Raw genomic sequence first — 18,970 nt, 5'->3', positions numbered from 1 at the left:
GATAGTAATCAGGACTCATTATGTCGATGAGAGAATAAACTGAATATTATGAGCAGTATCAGGTGAGCATCATGACGCTGCCCGGCAACGAATTGTCGCCGGGCGAGTTAGGATTAGTGGATGACCTGGGACAGGAAAGCGCGAGTGCGCTCCGATTTCGGGTGAGCAAAGAACTCTTGAGGTGGGGCTTGCTCTACTATTTCGCCACGATCCATAAAGATCACGCGATCGGCAACCGTACGGGCAAAGCCCATTTCATGCGTCACGCAAAGCATCGTCATACCTGACTCAGCCAGGCCAATCATCGTATCCAGTACCTCTTTAACCATCTCCGGATCAAGAGCTGACGTTGGTTCATCGAACAGCATGATTTTTGGTTTCATGCAGAGCGAACGAGCAATGGCAACACGCTGCTGCTGACCACCAGAAATCTGGCCCGGGAACTTATGCGCATGTTCGGCAATCCGGACGCGCTCAAGGTAGTGCATAGCCAGGGCTTCGGCTTCTTTCTTGGGCATTTTGCGCACCCAAATCGGAGCCAATGTGCAGTTTTGCAATACGGTTAAATGCGGGAAGAGATTGAAGTGTTGGAACACCATCCCGACTTCCTGACGAACTTTCTCAATGTTGCGGATATCTTCGTTTAACTCGATGCCATCCACAACAATTCTGCCTTGCTGATGTTCTTCAAGATGATTAATACAGCGAATGGTTGTCGATTTGCCTGAGCCTGAAGGGCCGCACAGAACGATGCGCTCACCTTGTTTCACCTTCAAATTGATATCTTTGAGAACGTGGAACTGCCCGTACCACTTATTCACATCTTCGAGCGTAATCATCGCGTCGGCAGGTTGCATAGTAATTTGACTCATAAGTTCCTCAATGCGCTGAACGCCCGGTGTTAAAGCGCTTCTCCAGATGCTGGCTGTAGCGCGACATGCTAAAACAGAAAATCCAGTAAACTAATGCGGCAAAGACATAGCCTTCGGTAGACATGCCAAGCCAGGCAGGATCGACCGTAGCCTGCTGTACACTGCTAAACAGGTCGAACAGACCAATGATGATCACCAGGCTGGTATCTTTGAATAAGGCGATGATGGTGTTGACCAGTCCTGGAATAACCAACTTCAGAGCCTGTGGCAAAATGACTAATCCCTGCGTTTTCCAGTAGCCTAGCGCCAGTGATTCTGCTGCTTCGTACTGGCCTTTTGGTAAGGCCTGAAGACCCCCTCGAACGACCTCCGCTACATATGCTGACTGGAATAAAATCACCCCGACCAGTGCACGGATAAGCTTATCGATGCTGGTACCTTCGGACATAAATAACGGCAACATCACTGATGACATAAACAGCACGGTAATCAGCGGTACACCACGCCAGAATTCAATAAAGACAACAGAGAGAATGCGGACGACAGGCATCGTTGAGCGACGGCCGAGTGCCAGCAAAATACCCAGAGGCAGGGCCCCGGCGATCCCGACTGATGCGATAATAAGCGTCAGTGTTAAGCCGCCCCACTGGCGAGTTTCAACGCGATCTAGGCCGAGAAAACCGCCGAACATCAACCACCATACGATAATCGGGTAAACGACGGCCCAGCAGGCAATGTAACGACCACGCGCGGGCAGTGATTTCCAAAACATTGGTGCGATGGAAAGCAAGCCGATTATCAGCGCGAGGTTAATGCGCCAGCGTTGCTCATGCGGGTAAAGGCCATACATGAACTGGCCAAAACGTTCATGGACAAACACCCAGCACGCTCCTGCTTTCGTACACTCTGCACGTGTCGATCCTATCCAGTTTGCCTGAAAGAATGCCCAGTTTAGCAAGGGGGGTATGAGCTCCCACATTAACCAGATTGAGAACAGTGTCAGCAGAGAGTTTGTCCAACTGGAGAAGAGATTTTTCTTTGCCCACAGAATTGCTCCACTGCTGGTCGTCCTTTTCTGGCGCGTAGAGTGAGACAGAATAGCTTTTGTCATCAGAGTTCCTTAGCGCTCAATCAAAGCGATACGACGGTTATAGATGTTCATGAGCAATGAAATAGCCAGACTGATAATCAGATAAACAGACATCGTGATCGCGATAGTCTCAATCGCTTGCCCTGTCTGGTTAAGGACAGTCCCCGCAAACAGGGAAACCATATCCGGGTAACCAATAGCCGCAGCAAGTGAGGAGTTTTTCGCAATGTTCAGATACTGACTGGTCAGTGGTGGAATAATGACGCGCAGCGCCTGTGGAATGATGACCTGACGCAACGTAACCGGATTAGGTATACCCAGCGATCGTGCTGCTTCATGCTGGCCATAAGGTACTGACTGGATACCGGCGCGAATGATTTCAGCAATAAATGCAGAGGTATAGACGGAAAGAGCGATGGTCAGTGCCGCCAGCTCCGGAATCAAAACCAGCCCACCCTGGAAGTTAAAACCGCGTAATTGCGGCACTTCCCAGTGTATTGCGGCACCGAACACCCAATGTGCCATCAAGGGAAGTATGATCAACAGAGCCAGCGCGATTGGCCACGTGCGGCGTAATTGCCCCGTTTTTATTTGGTGCGTTTTATTGAAACGGTAGAGCCCAATGATGATCGCTATTGCGACCACTACCGCCCCCACAAACGCCAGCAAACCTTCACCTATCTGTGGTGAGGGAATGTACAGACCTCGATTACTGACAAAGACCAAATCCATGGCACTGACTGCCTGGCGCGGACCGGGCAGGTTCCGCAATACAGCAAAGTACCAAAAGAAGATTTGCAGTAACGGTGGAATATTACGGAATGTCTCGATATAAATGGTCGAGAGTTTACGTAACAGCCAGTTGTCAGACAGGCGAGCCAGTCCAAGGAAAAATCCAATAAAGGAGGCAAAAACAATACACAATGCTGAGACCAGTAGCGTATTGAGCAAACCGACAAAGAACACCCGGCCGTAGGTATCACCCTGTTCGTAATCAATAAGATGCTGAACAATGCCAAATCCGGCTGCACGGTCAAGAAAGCCAAAACCGGACGTAATGCCGCGATTGTTCAGGTTAGTAACGGTGTTATGTATCAAATAGATCGCAATACCAATAACAGCAATGATTGCGATGATTTGAAACAGCCAGGCACGAACCGCTGGGTTAGAAAAGGAGAGCGATCCTTTAACGGTTGGGCGGCGTTGGGACATAGGAAAACCTCGGTAACCATGACTCTGGGCTGGGCGCCACACTGAGGTGGCACCCGTTACAACACCTACGTATTAACGTACTGGGGGAGCGTACTGAATGCCGCCGTTGTTCCAGAGGTTGTTCTGGCCACGTTTAATTTTCAGTGCACTTTCAGAACCCACGTTGCGTTCGAAAATTTCTGAGTAGTTGCCGACTTTCTTGATGATGTTGTAAGCCCACTTGTTATCAAGTTTCAGGTCCTTACCGAAATCACCTTCTTTGCCCAGTAGGTGAGCCATATCTGGGGTCGCAGGGTTTGCTGCTTTTTCGTCGACGTTTTTGGAATTAATTCCCATTTCTTCGGCATTCAGCATAGCGAACAAGGTCCAGCGCACCACAGAGAACCACTCATCGTCACCACGGCGAACAACAGGACCCAAAGGTTCTTTAGAGATAACTTCTGGCAGCACGATCCACTCGGCCTGGTTGCTCAGCTTGATACGCAGCGCATAGAGCTGAGATTGGTCGGAAGCCAGTGTGTCGCAACGACCGGATTCCAGGGCTTTAGCCGACTCATCAGAACGGTCAAAGGTGACCGGTGTGTATTTCATGTTGTTGGATTTGAAGTAATCCGCCACGTTCAACTCAGTATCCGTACCGGCCTGAATACATACGGTTGCACCATCCAGCTCTTTTGCGCTTTTCAGACCCGCTTTGTTGTGCGTCAGGAAGCCGATACCGTCGTAGTAAGTCACGCCAGTGAAGGACATGCCCATCCCGGCATCACGTGAAGAGGTCCAGGTGGTATTACGTGAAAGCACATCAACTTCACCTGACTGCAGAGCAGTGAAACGCTCTTTTGCAGTCAGTGGGGTATATTTTACTTTGGAGTCATCACCGAACACGGCAGCTGCAACGCCGCGGCAAACGTCCACGTCAATACCAGTGAATTTGCCGTTTGCGTCCGCATAAGAGAAGCCAGGCAGACCGTCGCTGATACCGCATTGTACGAAGCCTTTCTTTTTAACGGCATCCAGAGTTGCTCCCGCATGCGCCTGATTTACAACAGCAAACAGCGCTCCGGCAGCGGCCAGGCTGGCAATCATCATCTTTTTCATAATGCATCCTGTGTGGCGAAAAATTATCGTTATATGAGGCGTCCGTGAAACGCCTGAAACCTGTCTGTGGCTTTGGCCATACTCTTTAAAGCAAAGGTAGTGCCAGTTTTACGAATGCGGAAATATGTGACTCCACAGGCGTAATATTGAGAGTGTAGACAGGAAAAAATAAACTCAACGCCCCGGCGTGGTGCAAAACTTCAACCTGCGCCACAAAACAGAGCAAAAAACTTTCCTTCAGGGGATTGTGCTGAAAAACAAGTTTCCAGGGTTAATATAAGCAGAGGAGAGGATCGATTCACTTTGTGAAATGCATCACGAGAAGAAGAGCGAAGATTGAAAAATTGGCGTTACGGAATGAGGAGAAAAAGATAGCAACGTGGGATTTGCTCTTTTGTGAGGCTAAAAATTTACGCTCGTAATCTTAACTGCACCGAAATAAAGCAAAGCGCGGTGACTTTGCGCTTTGCATGAAAGATTTAAACTATTTTGTTAACGCAACAATACCCAGCGTGAGACCAGCCAGTGCTGCTGCTCCACCTGCGATAGCGCCTGCAGTTTCCCAGTTGTCCTGAGTTGTCCCTTTCATGCAGGTATTGGTATGCACCAGGCGACCTTGATCATCGTAAGTGGGTACGCAGGGTGAGTCGTGGGCGCAGCCTGCCAGAAAAGTGGTCAGCAGCGCAACGGAAATGAGTCTTTTCATTATGTTACCTCTAATAATCGCGATTCCCGGCATCAAATAAAACGATACCAGCCCAGGATCGAAGCCTTATTTTATCATTCGTGGGTATGGGAATACTTCCATTCAATAATCACAAAGTATGAGCATTGTAAATATCGTGGAGGACATGTCGGCAATGAACAAAATCGTGTAGAAAATATGAGGGTGAGAAAATAAAAATGAAATACAGTACTGTGACAAAATATTCAAGAATAGAGTGGAAGGTAATATTCTGATGTATTGATTTAGATAAGGAAAGTATAAAGGGGGGATTCCCTAACGCTCTAAATACACTGTAATGTGCATTTAGAGAATTAGGAAGTGAATGTTAATTATTTAATCTAAATTTAATGGTATTTTTTAAACAGTACCTTGCGGCGTACACAGTGTATTTCCATTCGCACTGATTATGTCTGCCGACACTGGTCTTCCCAGTAAGTAACCCTGCAGCGTATTGCAACCCAACTCTGTCAGGAAAGCTTGCTGTTCCGCCGTTTCAACGCCTTCAGCGACAATTTTTAAATTCAGTGTCTTTGCCAGAGCCACAATGGCGGAAACAATCGTTGCATCATCCCCTTCGCTGCTGAGTTCACGAACAAAAGCACGGTCAATTTTCAGTTCACATGCTGGTAATCGCTTAAGGTAAAGCAGACTGGAATAACCGGTACCAAAGTCATCAATGGATGCTTGTACGCCAGCTTCTGTCAGCAAAGTCAGTACACGGACGCTCTCATCCGGGTTCGTCATTGCGGTGGTTTCCGTGACTTCCAGAATCAAGGTCTCCGGAGGAACGTCATGCTTGCTAAGACTGTCCATAATGGTCTGCACAAGCGAGGGTTGCTCGAACTGGAGCGTGGATAAGTTCACAGCCACGGACCAGTCAGTGTTTCCCTGTCCACGCCATTCACTCAGTTGTCTGCACGCTTCATCAATAACCCAGTTACCCAAGGGGACAATCAGACCTGTTTTCTCGGCCAGCGGCAGGAAAGCATCGGGTGCGAGCAGACCCCGTTTGGGATGCTGCCAGCGAAGGAGTGCTTCAAAGCCAATAATTGGGCCTGCCGGGGCCTGAAATTTTGGCTGATACACCAGACGGAATTCTTTGCGTTCGGTTGCCAGCCACAGATCGTTCATCAGCTGAAGCTGTGTCTGAGCAAGGGTGTTCATTGATGGCTGGAAGAAATGGTAGCCGTTCCGCCCCATATGTTTGGTGTGGTACATCGCTGCATCGGCATTGAACATCAGTTCACGCTCGTTCTTACCGTCGTGAGGGTACAGCGCAATGCCTACGCTCAGGGTCACCATCATGTCGTAGGGATCGATATTAAAGGGCTTATCAATCACGCGAACCAGGGATCCTGCGAGCGTCGCGGCTTCATCAGGGGCATTTACTTCGGTGAGTAAGACAAATTCATCCCCCCCCATACGTGCCAGCGTGTACTGGCCCTTAAGCTGCTGTTTAAGCCGTTCGGATACGGCTATAAGCAATTTGTCGCCAACGTCATGTCCATATGCGTCATTGACTGTTTTGAAGCCGTCCAGATCCATAAACATCAGCGCAAAGAAATTACCTTCGCGACGAGCTTTGTTGATTGCCTGGTCCAGACGGTCTTCCAGTAACACGCGGTTGGGAAGCCGTGTCAGAGTGTCATGAAGCGCAAGCTGTGCGAGTTCACGGTTAGCTTCAGCAAGAGAAGAGGCCAGCTGTGACGTACGGGCCTGGAGTCGGGCATCAAGCATGGATACCAGCAACGTAATCCCGAGGATAGAAAAGGCGACCACGCTAACCAGTACAGCCAGCCAGTTGCCGTTTACGCCATGGTGGCCCATCGGGTCTTCATTCGGGAATTGTGCCGCCATCATGCCACTGTAGTGCATGCCGGCAATCGCAAGCCCCATCAGAATGGCGGCGCCAAAGCGCATAAGCGCGACCTGAGCAGCTTCGTAGCGCAAACGAAAAGTGAGCCACAATGCGGCAAACGAAGACAGCAGCGCGATGAGGATTGAAACGATAATCCAGGTCATATCCCAGACAATAGCTGGCGTAACCTGTAACGCAGCCATCCCGGTGTAATGCATGGCGACGATGCCCATCCCCATGACGAAGGAGCCGGGCAATAAACGATACATCGTCAATTCAGCGCCACTGACCAGCCATAGCGCAAACAGTGAGGACGCAATCGCAATGACCATGGATAACGCTGTAAGCAGCGGGTCATAGCGAAGGTGCATGGAGATATCCATGGCCAGCATACCGATGAAGTGCATGGCCCAAATGCCAATGCCCATCGCCACGCCACCACCACTAAGCCAGACCCATGCTGAGCAACCGGTGCTGGTGGAGACCCGGCCAGCCATATTTAAAGCAGTATAAGAAGCCAGAATGGCAACAATAAAAGAAACAACAACAAGGATTTGGTCGTATTGGCTAACCAGCATGATGTCATCAACTCATTCACAAAAAAGCATTACGCTAACTACATTTGTTTGGGCGAAAAGGGCTGAGACACGATCATCCAGAGGGGATGATTTAACCAGGTTTATATCCCTGAGCACGCAGGAGACAGTGCACCTTGAAGCACATATCAGTCGAGCTCGGTACAGTTCACCAGTTTAAGTGGATTGACGGAATTCATATTGCGGCACTTATCGACCTCTGTCGTCAGGAACTCGACCCATTGCATAAGCAATGTGTCCAGTAACAGGACTGACAGGGCAAAAACTACCAGCCAGAAGTACTTTCTAATCATTCCGCATATCCTTATCTCGCATTTATCCGTTGCGAATATACACGAAATCCCTGATGGGAAAAGATGAGGAAAGATAAGTTTTTCGCGGTGGGCCTGGTAATAAACAGATTGCGCTATCAGACGAGGATGAATTCTTTTGTTTGCTGGCTTAGGCAACGTCTTAATGCTGCCCTAAAGTTAAATTTTTCCCATAAAGCGTCAGCAGGATTTATTTATTAAATTCATCCATTTAGATTATTTTTTCTTCATCTGTTCTTTCTGTATTCGCTGTTATTTACGTGCCTGGCGACTATATATATGCTCTGACCCTCAACTATGGGCTTTTACCCGTAGATTGATGATACTTTTATTTTTTCCCGGTTTGTTCAGGAAGGCGAGAAATGAGAGTGCAGGAGTCGGTGCAATAAAAAAGGCGCTATCCCATGCCGAGTAGCGCCTTTTTAAACAAACATTTAACTGATTAGTATCAGTTCATGCCGTATTTTTTCAGTTTCTTACGCAGCGTACCACGGTTGATACCCATCATCAGGGCAGCGCGGGTCTGATTACCACGGGTGTATTGCATCACCATGTCCAACAGAGGCTGTTCTACCTCAGCCAGTACCAGCTCATACAGGTCATTCACATCTTGACCATTCAGTTGAGCAAAATAGTTCTTCAGTGCCTGTTTAACCGAGTCACGCAGGGGTTTTTGGGTTACCTGATCCTGAGAGTTAACGGTAGAAACGGTCAGTACGTCAGAATTTACGCGTTGTTCGAACATGTTCTGTCAGCTCTTTATTTCTGTTTACGCAAAATTTTCGAAGTATGCCTCCAACGCCTCCAGCTGTTCGCTGGCGTCCTCAAGGGCGTTGAATGTGCGCCGAAACTGGTCATTTGGAGCATGCTCCTGGAGATACCAGGAGACGTGTTTGCGCGCAATTCGGTAACCTTTTGCCTGTCCGTAAAAGTCATGCAACTCCCGAACGTGCGCACAGAGCAAGCGCTTTACTTCTGCCAAAGGCAGCGGAGCAAGCAGCTCTCCAGTGTCCAGATAATGCTGGATTTCCCGAAAGATCCAGGGTCTTCCCTGAGCTGCACGGCCTATCATCAGGGCATCAGCCCCCGTATAGTCGAGTACAGCTCTGGCTTTAAGCGGGTCAGTAATGTCACCATTCGCGATAACGGGAATGGAAACTTTCTGCTTAACTGCCCGAATGCTGTCGTACTCAGCGTCTCCATTGAACAAACAGGCGCGGGTGCGTCCATGAATGGTCAGAGCCTGAATGCCACAGTCTTCAGCCAGTTGGGCAATCTCTACGCAGTTACGGTGTTCCGGAGCCCAGCCAGTGCGAATCTTGAGCGTAACGGGCACATCCACTGCATTTACCACACTGGTCAGGATAGACTTCACCAGATCCGGGTGTTGCAGCAGGGCTGAGCCTGCAAGCTTGCGATTCACTTTCTTAGCCGGACAGCCCATATTGATATCAATAATCTGGGCACCGCTTTCCACATTAATGCGGGCGGCATCCGCCATCTCATCCGGATCGCTCCCTGCAATTTGCACGGTGCGAATACCTGGCTCATCTACATGCACCATCCGTAGGCGGGATTTGTCGCTTTCCCACACTTGTGGGTTAGAAGACATCATCTCGGATACGGTTAAACCTGCTCCCATCTCGTAGCACAACGTCCGAAATGGTCTGTCAGTAATGCCAGCCATGGGCGCTGCGATCAGGCGATTTCTGAGCTGGTGTTGTCCGATGCGCATGAGTTAAGAAATGACCATACTGTGACTGCAAGGCGGCGTATCTTACGCATTTTTCGCACGAGATGAAAGGCCAAACTTTGAGCAATCCACTGTCGCAGATCAATGAATCACTGCCAAAGTGAACAGTGAAAATTATAAGTTATTAAAAATCATTTGGTTAGAGATGTGAGGATAAATTATGAACAAATATAATTTCCTCAAACTTCGCATTTTTTCTTCGTTCTGACGATGAGTAACGGGATAATTTGCTGTTTTAATAGACAAAAAAGAAGGTGAAAATGAGATCATTCTCTCAATTTCACCTTCCAAAGAATTATCGTGGCGAATAAATCACAGGTACCGCAGCGCGTGATTTATTACTTTTTTTTGCCTGTAATCCGACACCACTCTTCTTTCTCAACGACTGCATCGAGTGCGAAATTGTCGCGGTATGCGTCGCAAACCCCTTCGGCCTGACTGGCAAGGATGCCGGAGAGCCCTAACAGGCCACCTGAGACAGGCAGCACGCTAATTAACGGAGCCAGTTCGCGTAACGGGCCCGCAAGGATATTCGCGACCACGACATCAGCTTGCATCGCTTCTGGCTGGTCCTGCGGCAGGTACAGCTCCAGACGATCGGAAACGCCATTACGCTCGGCATTGTCACGGCTTGCCTGAATGGCCTGAGGGTCGATATCAATACCAATAGCTTTAGCGGCACCCAGTTTCAGGGCTGCAATCGCAAGAATTCCGGAGCCACAGCCAAAATCGATTACCGTCTTACCTGCCAAATCAAGCCCGTCCAGCCATTGCAGGCAGAGGGATGTCGTTGGATGCGTGCCAGTACCGAAGGCCAGGCCAGGATCAAGCATCACATTCACGGCATTTTCATCCGGCACATCGCGCCAGCTTGGGCAGATCCACAGACGCTTACCAAATTGCATCGGGTGGAAGTTTTCCATCCACTCGCGCTCCCAGTCCTTATCCTCGATCTGTTCTACCTTATGCACGAAACCCGCGCCCAGTAAGGGATGTTGTTCAAGGATGGCAACGACTTCACGCATGTCGGTTTCGGCATCAAACAGGCCGATAACATCGGTATCGCCCCACAGACGCGTTTCTCCTGGCAGCGGCTCAAACACCGGTGTGTCGTGTGTGTCCTGGAAGGTAATCGAAACGGAACCTGCTTCCATTAACGCATCGCTCAGTTCTTCGGCATTTGCGCCAGTCGTATTTAACTTCAATTGGATCCACGGCATAAGAAACTCTTTATTGGTTCACAGAAATGACGTTGGCTTGTTCGACCGGTCGACCAAAACGGTTACCGACGAGGAAAGCCAACAAACTTAAAATAAGAGACGGCACGATAGGGTGCAGCCCGAGATAGTGCACGTTCCAGGTCGCCAGAACAGCATACAAAATGCCGCCTGCGAACATACTGCTCAACGCACCCATTGCATTGGCTCGTTCCCAGTACAATCCCAACACCAGCGGCCACAGGAAGACGGCTTCGAGACCGCCAAAGGCCAGTAGATTCAGCCAGATGATCATCTCTGGCGGATGCCATGCAGCCAGCATCATGAAAATCCCAAGAACCAGGGTGATCGCCATGGAAATGCGTTTCAGGCGTTGTTCATTATGGATCTGTTCGGGACGGGAGTTGAGCCAGAGATCCTTAATGATCGTAGCGGATGCCTGCAAAAGATGCGCATTGACGTTAGACATAATCGCGGCCATCGGAGCCGCTAAAAAGATCCCGGCGGCCAGCGGCGGCAGTACTTGAACCATTAATGTAGGTATGACCAGATCCGGAACTTTAAGGTCTGGCAGAACCGCACGACCCAGCGCACCTGCGAGGTGCATACCCAGCATCAGGATGGTCACCACAATGGTGCCAATAATGATGCCACGGTGGACGGCTTTGCTGTCTTTATAGGAGATGCAACGAACGGCGGTGTGGGGAAGGCCGATAACCCCGAAGCACACCAGTACCCAGAATGATGTCATAAAGGCGGGGGTCAGAATGCCATCACCGCCCTGAGGGGAAACCAGCTGCGGGTCGATGTGCTGCAATTTCTCCACTGCGCTATGCAGACCACCTGCGGCATAGACAACGCCGACTAACAGCACGATGGTGCCAATCAGCATCACCATGCCCTGCATCGTGTCGTTTAACACGCTGGCACGAAAACCGCCGAAGGCGGTATAGAGCGCAATACTGATGCCAAAAATGAGTAGGCCAGATTCATATTTAATACCTGCGGCTGTCTCCAGCAGGCGTGCGCCACCGATAAACTGTACGGCAATCGCGCCGATAAATGCGACCAGCAGGCTAATGCTTGCCACCCATACCAGCAAACGGCTCTGGTAGCGTGCCAGCAGCATATCGTTGAGCGTGATGGCGTTGTACCGACGGGCGAGAATGGCGAACTTTTTACCCAGCACACCCAGCGATAGCCAGATGGTAGGCACCTGGATCATCGCCAGTAGAACCCAACCGAGCCCGTATTTATAAGCGGCTCCAGGCCCACCGATAAAGGAGCTGGCGCTAATATAAGAGGTTGTCAGGGTCATTGCGAGGACCATGCCACCCATCGAACGGCTACCCAGGAAATACTCGGTCAGGAAAGTGCCCGCTTTACGTTGGCGCATTGCATAGACCGACAGGCCAAACACAATCAGCATGTAGGCAATAAGCGGGATGATGACTTCAGGATGCATCACTGTCCTCCAGGGGAATATCGCGGAAGACAAAGCGCACCATTGCCCAGCACAACAGAATAAATACCAGTGGCATCAGCAGGCAGGCCATCTCAAACCAGTGCGGCAAGCCGGTGATACCTTGTGCGGAATCAGGTAAGTAAGCAGTCACTAACCAAGCGGCGAGATAGAAAAGGGTCAGCCACAGCGCCCAGCGCGCCTCTTTATGGGCCTGAACAAAACGCGTGTCCATATGTGTCCCTTGTGGATGAAGAAAGCGGGGATTGTACCTTATGGGGTCTGGCAATCCCCAGAAATAAAAAAGGCCGGAATATCCGGCCTTTTAGCGCTAAAAGCGGGCTTACTTCTCGTGCAGACCGAGTTTTTTCTCCAGGTAATGGATGTTCGTGCCACCCACCTGGAATTTCTCGTCGTTCATGATACGCGTCTGCAGATCAACGTTGGTTTTGATACCGTCGATGATCAGTTCCTGCAGGGCGTTCTTCATGCGGGCAATGGCCACTTCACGGGTTTCGCCAAAGCAAATCAGCTTACCAATCATTGAGTCATAGTACGGCGGTACGGTGTAACCGGCGTAGATATGAGATTCCCAGCGCACACCAAAACCGCCTGGCGCGTGGAAACGGGTGATTTTACCCGGGCTCGGCAGGAAGGTATTCGGGTCTTCGGCGTTGATACGGCATTCCACCGCATGGCCTTTGACCACCACGTCTTCTTGCTTGATTGACAGCGGCTGGCCCGCCGCAATGCGCAGCTGCTCTTTGATCAGGTCCACACCGGTTATCATCTCGGTAACCGGGTGCTCAACCTGAATACGGGTGTTCATTTCGATGAAATAGAACTCGCCGTTTTCGAACAGGAACTCAAAGGTACCTGCACCGCGGTAGCCGATATCCACACACGCTTTCGCGCAGCGATCGCCGATGAAGCTGCGCAGTTCCGGGGTAATACCCGGTGCGGGGGCTTCTTCAACGACTTTCTGGTGACGACGCTGCATGGAGCAGTCACGCTCTGCCAGATAGATAGCGTTACCCTGACCGTCCGCCAGCACCTGAATTTCGATGTGGCGTGGGTTTTCCAGGTACTTCTCCATGTAGACCATGTCGTTGTTGAAAGCCGCTTTGGCCTCCGCTTTGGTCATGGAGATGGACTGAGCCAGTTCTGCATCGCCGCGCACGACGCGCATGCCGCGACCACCGCCACCACCGGACGCTTTGATGATAACCGGGTAGCCAATACGTTTAGCATGGGCACGGTTAAGATCCATATCGTCAGTCAGCGGGCCGTCAGAACCCGGAACAGTTGGAACGCCGGCCTGTTTCATCGCGGTGATCGCCGACACTTTGTCGCCCATCAGGCGAATAGTGTCCGCTTTCGGACCGATGAAGATGAAGCCAGACTGTTCAACCTGCTCGGCAAAGTTGGCATTCTCAGAGAGAAAACCATAGCCCGGGTGAATGGCCGCCGCCCCGGTGATCTCAGCAGCACTGATGATAGCCGGGATGTTCAGATAGCTTTTTACGGACTGAGCCGGGCCAATACAGACCGTCTCATCCGCCAGCAATACGTGTTTTAAATCGCGGTCCGCAGTGGAGTGCACGGCGACAGTCTTGATGCCCAGTTCTTTACAGGCACGCAAAATTCGCAGGGCAATCTCACCACGGTTAGCGATGACAATTTTATCCAGCATCTTCGCCTCGTTATTCGATGATGACCAGCGGCTCGTCGAATTCAACCGGTTGACCGCTTTCGATCAGGATGGCTTTTACCACACCCGCTTTATCAGCTTCGATCTGGTTCATCATTTTCATCGCTTCAACGATGCAGAGCGTGTCGCCCACATTGACTTTCTGGCCCACTTCGCAGAACGCTTTCGCGTCCGGGCTTGGTGTGCGGTAGAAAGTCCCGACCATCGGGGAACGTACGATGTGACCACTGATTTGCGCTGGTGCGGCCTCTGCTGCAGGCGCTGCTGGCGCGACGGCGGCAGCAAGTGCAGGAGCTGGCTGCTGCATAACCGGTGCCGCATAAGCCTGTTGCATCATCGGATAAGCTGGAGCTACCGGTGCACGGCTGATACGTACAGACTCTTCGCCTTCAGAAATTTCAAGTTCAGCGATGCCTGATTCTTCAACCAGTTCGATCAGTTTTTTAATCTTACGAATATCCATGAGTGGGTTCCGTACTCTTGTTTAGTTTGATTGTGACAGGCGTTTTACCGCCGTCTGTAACGCGTATGAATAACCGCCAGTGCCGAATCCGGAGATGGCACTCACAGCGATATAGGGAGATAAGCATGACGGCGCAACAGTTCACGCTTTGCGACGCGAGCATACGAAGTGCAGCCGGATTGATCAGGGTAGCGTCTAAAGTGTCTTTAACCTGATGAATTCGGTCGATGAATTCGTACTCTGCGACAGGCCGCATGTATCAGCGTGCCCCTGACGAAATTAAATGGGCGTAGCATTGGAACAAACTTCGCAATTTAACCGCCATCGTGCTGCTATCTCCTGCAAACGTCAGGTAAAAAACAAAATATACCTTCGTTGCCTGGTTGTCACTCATCCAGGGTCCGAAAAACCCTGTCGGCAAAACCAAAGTCGCACATTATAACGATTTCGTAGCATTTGGCAGCTAAATACTGGTCTTATCAGGGAAGATTATCAACCGCTATTATAATTGTCCCCGTGAATGATAAAAGAACTGAGGCAAACTGCACAATTACCGCACGTTATCGCCACCATTGGCGGAACTTCTTGTATCGCCACGCTAAAAGGACAACCGCGACAGCGGCGTAGAGGAGGGGCTGTGGCGAGAGAATTTTCACGGACCACAGATAATGGATAGGGGCGAGGATCGCCACCAGATAGACGAAGTTATGCAATTGTTGCCAGCGTTTACCCAATTTTCGTTGCGCCCATTGCGTCGAGGTGGCAGCAAGCGCAAAAAGGACAAACCAACTTACAATCCCGAGCATTAAATAAGGTCGAGTGGTCAATTCTTGCGCTAACAACCCCAAATTGTTGATACCCAGTTCGAGCAGGGCATAGCTTGTGAGATGAAGTGTTGCCCAGGCGAAGCACCATAAACCAAGCAGACGGCGTGTGCGGATCAACAGCGGCTGACGGGCATAGCGTGCCAACGGCGTGACCAGTAAACCGGCGAGCAGAAACTTAAGCGCCATTCGGCCGGTAAAATGCTGGATATCTTTCGCCGGGTCTGCGCTGAAGTAGCCCTGAGAGGCAGCCCAGAACAGCCAAACGAATGGTACAAAGCCCGCCAGATGCAGCGCGACTTTAAGCCAGGTAATTTGCTTCGCCGTTAATCGCAATTAAAAGTTCTCCCTTAGATCCAGGCCCCTATACAACGAAGCCACCTCATCGGCATAGCCGTTAAACAACAATGTCGGCTGACGTTTCACATCCAGCACGCCACCAGAACCAATAAAGCGCTCCGTGGCCTGTGACCAGCGTGGATGGTCAACATGGGGGTTCACATTGGCAAAAAATCCGTATTCGTCAGGCGCAGCAAGATTCCAGGTGGTGGGAGGGCGCTTGCTGGTCAGTTTGATGCTGACAATAGATTTTATGCCTTTAAAGCCATACTTCCAGGGCACGGTCAGCCGAATCGGCGCACCATTTTGTGGTGGCAGCGCTTTACCGTAGACCCCAACAGACAGCAACGTCAGCGGATGCATCGCTTCATCTATACGTAGGCCCTCAACGTACGGGTATTCTAGCCCGCCGCCAATGAAACGATCCTTTTGGCCTGGCATGTCATCGGGGGCATAGAGCGTCTGGAAAGCCACATATTTTGCGTTGCTGGTGGGTTCAGCCAGCGCCAGCAGTTTATGCAGAGGGAAGCCTGTCCAGGGTACGACCATCGACCAGGCTTCCACGCAGCGCATGCGGTAAATGCGCTCTTCAAGCGGGAAACGTTTGGTTAAATCATCGTGGTCGAGGGTTAAGGGCTTCGCAACTTCACCTTCAATTTTAAGCGTCCACGGTGTGGTCTTCAGGCTACCTGCATTGGCTGCCGGATCGGCCTTATCCAAGCCGAACTCATAGAAATTGTTGTATCCCGTCACCTTGTCTTCAGGGGTTAAGGTCAGCGAATTCTGCCACTCTGACGGTTTGGTGAAATCCAGAGGTTGCCCGGATGGGGCTTTGGGTCTGTCATTGCCTTTAAACCAACCCAGCAGATCGGCGTGCGCACGAGGGGAAAGGCTGAGTGCGGCAGCGCTGATCCCGAGCGTTTTCAGGATCTGGCGGCGTCGCAACATGAAAACGGATTCCGCAGTGACATCGGCTTCAGTGAGTTTTTTCTTTTGCATAGTGTTTCCCCCTTTTTATTACTTTTAGCACGGGGTTAGTACGTGTGGAGGATTATCACGAAAAATTGAAAACTTGTCGGTGGGTGTCCATCTGTACGTCATTGCTTTGGTGATGATTGGCAAAATATTTCTGAGGGCTATACTCGCATAGGCGATTGCAATACTGATTGCCAGAAGCGTCAAGCCTGCTAGTATGCCTGGCTCATTTGCTAGTTAGCACTCACTCATTTTATAGCGAGTAAGTCGCGTCTCGTTCTTTCACACTACGGAGTTAACACAAGGATGCGATTAACGACGAAATTTTCAGCTTTTGTGACCCTACTGACAGGCCTGGCGATGTTCGTCACGCTGTTGGGGAGTTCACTGAGCTTTTACAACGCGATCCAGTCGAAGGTTGCCAACCGCGTTGAGTCGGTGGCTGCTGTCGTCGATACACGTCTGATTTTCACCTCTCCCTCGGCGCTAAAATTCCAGCTTGATGAGCTGATGGTGCCTATTGATATTGTTGGTATCGAGATTCGTCAGGGGAATAAAACAGTACTTCAGCACACGCGCAAGGGCAGCTATCGCCCGGCGGGTAGCAATTTTCAGTATCGGGAATTGCAGATTGCCTCTGTCAAAAATCCTGGCATGGTCATCACCATGGTGTACCAGGATCCGATGGCCAATTACTTCCGTTCTTTGGTAACGACCGTACCGCTGACGCTGGCAATCGGCTTTATGATTCTGATCATTTTCCTGTCAGTAAGGTGGTTACGGCGTCAGCTTTCCGGCCAGGAACTGCTGGAACTGCGTTCTACCCGTATTTTGAACGGGGAGCGTGGGACGAAGGCGCGGGGATCTATCTACGAATGGCCATCCCGTGCCAGCAGCGCACTGGATGTCCTGCTCGCGGAAATACAATTTGCCAGCGATCAGCGGAGCCATATCGATACGATGATCCGTTCTTACGCAGCCCAGGATACCAAAACGGGTCTCAATAACCGTCTCTTTTTTGATAACCAGCTGGCAACGCTGTTAGAAGATCAGGAAAAAGTGGGCGCTCATGGTGTGGTGATGATGATTCGCCTGCCTGATTTTGAGTTGCTACGTGATAATTGGGGAAAGAGCGTTGTTGAAGAACATTTGTTCATGCTCATCAATCTGCTTTCTACCTTTATTATGCGTTACCCGGGGTCGCTGCTGGCCCGTTACCATCGTAGTGATTTTGCCGTTCTACTTCCGCATCGCACATTAAAAGAGGCAGAGAGTATTGCTGCACAAATTTTAAAAGCAGTTGATGGGCTTCCACCGAGCAAGATGCTCGATCAGGAAGATATGATGCACATTGGTATTTGCGCCTGGCGCAGCGGGCAGTCAACGGAACAGGTCATGGAACACGCCGAAGCAGCGACCCGTAATGCGGCGTTGCTGGGAGGGAATAATTGGTCTGTTTATGACGACTCTCTGCCTGAGCAAGGTCGTGGAAATGTCCGCTGGCGTACGCTTATTGAGACTATGTTGAGCCGCGGCGGACCGAGGGTCTATCAGAAACCAGCAGTGAATCGTGAGGGTAAGGTACACCACCGCGAATTGATGTGCCGGATTTACGATGGTGATCAAGAAGTCATCTCTGCTGAATACATGCCTATGATTCTTCAATTCGGGCTGTCGGAGGAGTATGACCGCCTGCAGATTGGTCGGCTTATTCCTTATCTGGCTCAATGGCCGGAAGAAAATCTCGCGATGCAAATTACCGTGGAGTCGCTTATTCGCCCGCGTTTTCAGCGCTGGCTGCGTGATACGTTGATGCAATGCGAGAAATCTCAACGAAAACGGATTATTTTTGAACTTGCTGAGGCCGATGTTTGTCAACATATCGGTCGCTTACAGCCTGTGGTGCGATTAGTTAACGCACTTGGCGCACGTATCGCCGTCACACAGGCAGGGCTCACGTTAGTGAGCACCAGTTGGATTAAAGCGCTGGACGTTGAATTGTTAAAACTGCATCCGGGACTTGTCAGAAATATTGAGAAACGAACGGAAAATCAGTTACTCGTACAAAGCCTTGTCGAAGCATGTAAAGGGACGCGCACGCGCGTTTTTGCGACTGGGGTGCGTGCGCGTAGTGAATGGCAGACGTTGATTGAACGTGGTGTTTCCGGTGGCCAGGGCGATTTTATTGCTGCTTCTCAGCCCCTTGATACCAGCGTGAAAAAATATTCGCAAAGTTACTCGGTTTGAACTGCCGTTTAAGCCGTTTTCACGTAGAATAATGCGCGCTGTGTCTTAATGGGGGTGTGCTTGCCTGCTCGCCAAAATGTAACAGCGTAAACGCGAGTTTTAACCTTTGACAGGTTGCAAACACCGGGCATGGAATTGCTCCCGCTATTATCGAACCTGAAGGAGTCAGGATGTTTGTAACAAAGGAAACAAACTGCACTAATTTTCACCGTAGC

The 18,970-nt window shown here is 50.5% G+C and carries 17 protein-coding genes; 1 reads left to right on the top strand and 16 read right to left on the bottom strand.

The genetic code is table 11. The features are described from left to right. Nucleotides 1–113 precede the first annotated feature (113 nt). From AC5JPW_RS24465 to msrP, 16 genes are all read right to left on the bottom strand, one after another. Nucleotides 114–872, bottom strand: coding sequence for an amino acid ABC transporter ATP-binding protein (locus tag AC5JPW_RS24465; RefSeq protein WP_437891403.1), 759 nt, complete (start codon nucleotides 870–872; stop codon nucleotides 114–116). A gap of 7 nt (nucleotides 873–879) precedes the next feature. Further along, the gene (locus AC5JPW_RS24460; RefSeq protein WP_494243851.1) at nucleotides 880–1,983 is read right to left on the bottom strand and encodes an amino acid ABC transporter permease; all 1,104 of its coding nucleotides are present in this window, start codon (nucleotides 1,981–1,983) and stop codon (nucleotides 880–882) included. A 9-nt stretch (nucleotides 1,984–1,992) separates the two neighbouring features. Then, a complete protein-coding gene (locus AC5JPW_RS24455) occupies nucleotides 1,993–3,174 on the bottom strand; it encodes an amino acid ABC transporter permease (RefSeq protein WP_494243850.1) in 1,182 nt (393 codons plus the stop codon). A 72-nt stretch (nucleotides 3,175–3,246) separates the two neighbouring features. Continuing rightward, nucleotides 3,247–4,272, bottom strand: a complete 1,026-nt coding sequence (locus AC5JPW_RS24450; protein ID WP_494243848.1) for an amino acid ABC transporter substrate-binding protein — start codon at nucleotides 4,270–4,272, stop codon at nucleotides 3,247–3,249. A 484-nt stretch (nucleotides 4,273–4,756) separates the two neighbouring features. Further along, nucleotides 4,757–4,978 carry a hypothetical protein gene (locus AC5JPW_RS24445; RefSeq protein ID WP_494243847.1) on the bottom strand — a complete coding sequence of 74 codons (222 nt, stop codon included), beginning with the start codon at nucleotides 4,976–4,978 and terminating at the stop codon, nucleotides 4,757–4,759. A 378-nt stretch (nucleotides 4,979–5,356) separates the two neighbouring features. After that, nucleotides 5,357–7,435: a putative bifunctional diguanylate cyclase/phosphodiesterase gene (locus tag AC5JPW_RS24440; protein WP_494243845.1), complete on the bottom strand. Its 2,079-nt coding sequence runs from the start codon at nucleotides 7,433–7,435 to the stop codon at nucleotides 5,357–5,359. Between the two features lie 146 nt (nucleotides 7,436–7,581). Then, a complete protein-coding gene (locus tag AC5JPW_RS24435) occupies nucleotides 7,582–7,746 on the bottom strand; it encodes a DUF2556 family protein (protein WP_494243843.1) in 165 nt (54 codons plus the stop codon). A 466-nt stretch (nucleotides 7,747–8,212) separates the two neighbouring features. Then, nucleotides 8,213–8,509: a DNA-binding transcriptional regulator Fis gene (gene fis, locus AC5JPW_RS24430; RefSeq protein WP_000462905.1), complete on the bottom strand. Its 297-nt coding sequence runs from the start codon at nucleotides 8,507–8,509 to the stop codon at nucleotides 8,213–8,215. Nucleotides 8,510–8,533: 24 nt separating this feature from the next. Then, nucleotides 8,534–9,499: a tRNA dihydrouridine synthase DusB gene (gene dusB, locus AC5JPW_RS24425; RefSeq protein WP_494243828.1), complete on the bottom strand. Its 966-nt coding sequence runs from the start codon at nucleotides 9,497–9,499 to the stop codon at nucleotides 8,534–8,536. Between the two features lie 356 nt (nucleotides 9,500–9,855). Beyond that, entirely contained in the window at nucleotides 9,856–10,737 is an 882-nt protein-coding gene (gene prmA, locus AC5JPW_RS24420) for a 50S ribosomal protein L11 methyltransferase (protein ID WP_494243827.1), read from the bottom strand. A gap of 10 nt (nucleotides 10,738–10,747) precedes the next feature. Then, the gene (gene panF / locus AC5JPW_RS24415; protein WP_494243825.1) at nucleotides 10,748–12,199 is read right to left on the bottom strand and encodes a sodium/pantothenate symporter; all 1,452 of its coding nucleotides are present in this window, start codon (nucleotides 12,197–12,199) and stop codon (nucleotides 10,748–10,750) included. Then, on the bottom strand, nucleotides 12,189–12,431 hold the full coding sequence (locus AC5JPW_RS24410) for a YhdT family protein (RefSeq protein WP_494243823.1): 243 nt from the start codon (nucleotides 12,429–12,431) through the stop codon (nucleotides 12,189–12,191). Before AC5JPW_RS24410 ends, panF begins: the two co-directional genes overlap by 11 nt. A gap of 108 nt (nucleotides 12,432–12,539) precedes the next feature. Continuing rightward, a complete protein-coding gene (gene accC / locus AC5JPW_RS24405; protein ID WP_494243821.1) occupies nucleotides 12,540–13,889 on the bottom strand; it encodes an acetyl-CoA carboxylase biotin carboxylase subunit in 1,350 nt (449 codons plus the stop codon). 10 nt (nucleotides 13,890–13,899) lie between these two features. After that, nucleotides 13,900–14,370 (bottom strand): acetyl-CoA carboxylase biotin carboxyl carrier protein, encoded by a 471-nt coding sequence (accB, locus tag AC5JPW_RS24400; RefSeq protein WP_494243819.1) that lies wholly within the window; start codon nucleotides 14,368–14,370, stop codon nucleotides 13,900–13,902. A 560-nt stretch (nucleotides 14,371–14,930) separates the two neighbouring features. Beyond that, nucleotides 14,931–15,530, bottom strand: coding sequence for a protein-methionine-sulfoxide reductase heme-binding subunit MsrQ (msrQ, locus tag AC5JPW_RS24395; protein WP_494243817.1), 600 nt, complete (start codon nucleotides 15,528–15,530; stop codon nucleotides 14,931–14,933). Then, nucleotides 15,531–16,532, bottom strand: a complete 1,002-nt coding sequence (msrP, locus tag AC5JPW_RS24390; RefSeq protein ID WP_494243816.1) for a protein-methionine-sulfoxide reductase catalytic subunit MsrP — start codon at nucleotides 16,530–16,532, stop codon at nucleotides 15,531–15,533. Between the two features lie 282 nt (nucleotides 16,533–16,814). Here msrP and csrD point away from each other — a divergent pair, with 282 nt between their 5' ends. Beyond that, nucleotides 16,815–18,755 (top strand): RNase E specificity factor CsrD, encoded by a 1,941-nt coding sequence (gene csrD / locus AC5JPW_RS24385; protein ID WP_494243815.1) that lies wholly within the window; start codon nucleotides 16,815–16,817, stop codon nucleotides 18,753–18,755. The last annotated feature ends 215 nt before the right edge of the window (nucleotides 18,756–18,970 follow it).

The organism is Phytobacter sp. (assembly GCF_059074235.1).
Note: the sequence above shows the minus strand (reverse complement) of the source record. Positions and strands in the feature narration are given on the sequence as shown.

Coding starts and splice junctions, on each gene's coding strand:
- fis (WP_000462905.1), bottom strand. CDS start 8,509: ATGTTCGAACAACGCGTAAATTCTGACGTACTGACCGTTTCTACCGTT.
- dusB (WP_494243828.1), bottom strand. CDS start 9,499: ATGCGCATCGGACAACACCAGCTCAGAAATCGCCTGATCGCAGCGCCC.
- AC5JPW_RS24465 (WP_437891403.1), bottom strand. CDS start 872: ATGAGTCAAATTACTATGCAACCTGCCGACGCGATGATTACGCTCGAA.
- accC (WP_494243821.1), bottom strand. CDS start 13,889: ATGCTGGATAAAATTGTCATCGCTAACCGTGGTGAGATTGCCCTGCGA.
- AC5JPW_RS24450 (WP_494243848.1), bottom strand. CDS start 4,272: ATGAAAAAGATGATGATTGCCAGCCTGGCCGCTGCCGGAGCGCTGTTT.
- AC5JPW_RS24445 (WP_494243847.1), bottom strand. CDS start 4,978: ATGAAAAGACTCATTTCCGTTGCGCTGCTGACCACTTTTCTGGCAGGC.
- panF (WP_494243825.1), bottom strand. CDS start 12,199: ATGCATCCTGAAGTCATCATCCCGCTTATTGCCTACATGCTGATTGTG.
- AC5JPW_RS24460 (WP_494243851.1), bottom strand. CDS start 1,983: ATGACAAAAGCTATTCTGTCTCACTCTACGCGCCAGAAAAGGACGACC.
- AC5JPW_RS24455 (WP_494243850.1), bottom strand. CDS start 3,174: ATGTCCCAACGCCGCCCAACCGTTAAAGGATCGCTCTCCTTTTCTAAC.
- AC5JPW_RS24435 (WP_494243843.1), bottom strand. CDS start 7,746: ATGATTAGAAAGTACTTCTGGCTGGTAGTTTTTGCCCTGTCAGTCCTG.
- csrD (WP_494243815.1), top strand. CDS start 16,815: ATGCGATTAACGACGAAATTTTCAGCTTTTGTGACCCTACTGACAGGC.
- AC5JPW_RS24440 (WP_494243845.1), bottom strand. CDS start 7,435: ATGCTGGTTAGCCAATACGACCAAATCCTTGTTGTTGTTTCTTTTATT.
- AC5JPW_RS24410 (WP_494243823.1), bottom strand. CDS start 12,431: ATGGACACGCGTTTTGTTCAGGCCCATAAAGAGGCGCGCTGGGCGCTG.
- accB (WP_494243819.1), bottom strand. CDS start 14,370: ATGGATATTCGTAAGATTAAAAAACTGATCGAACTGGTTGAAGAATCA.
- prmA (WP_494243827.1), bottom strand. CDS start 10,737: ATGCCGTGGATCCAATTGAAGTTAAATACGACTGGCGCAAATGCCGAA.
- msrP (WP_494243816.1), bottom strand. CDS start 16,532: ATGCAAAAGAAAAAACTCACTGAAGCCGATGTCACTGCGGAATCCGTT.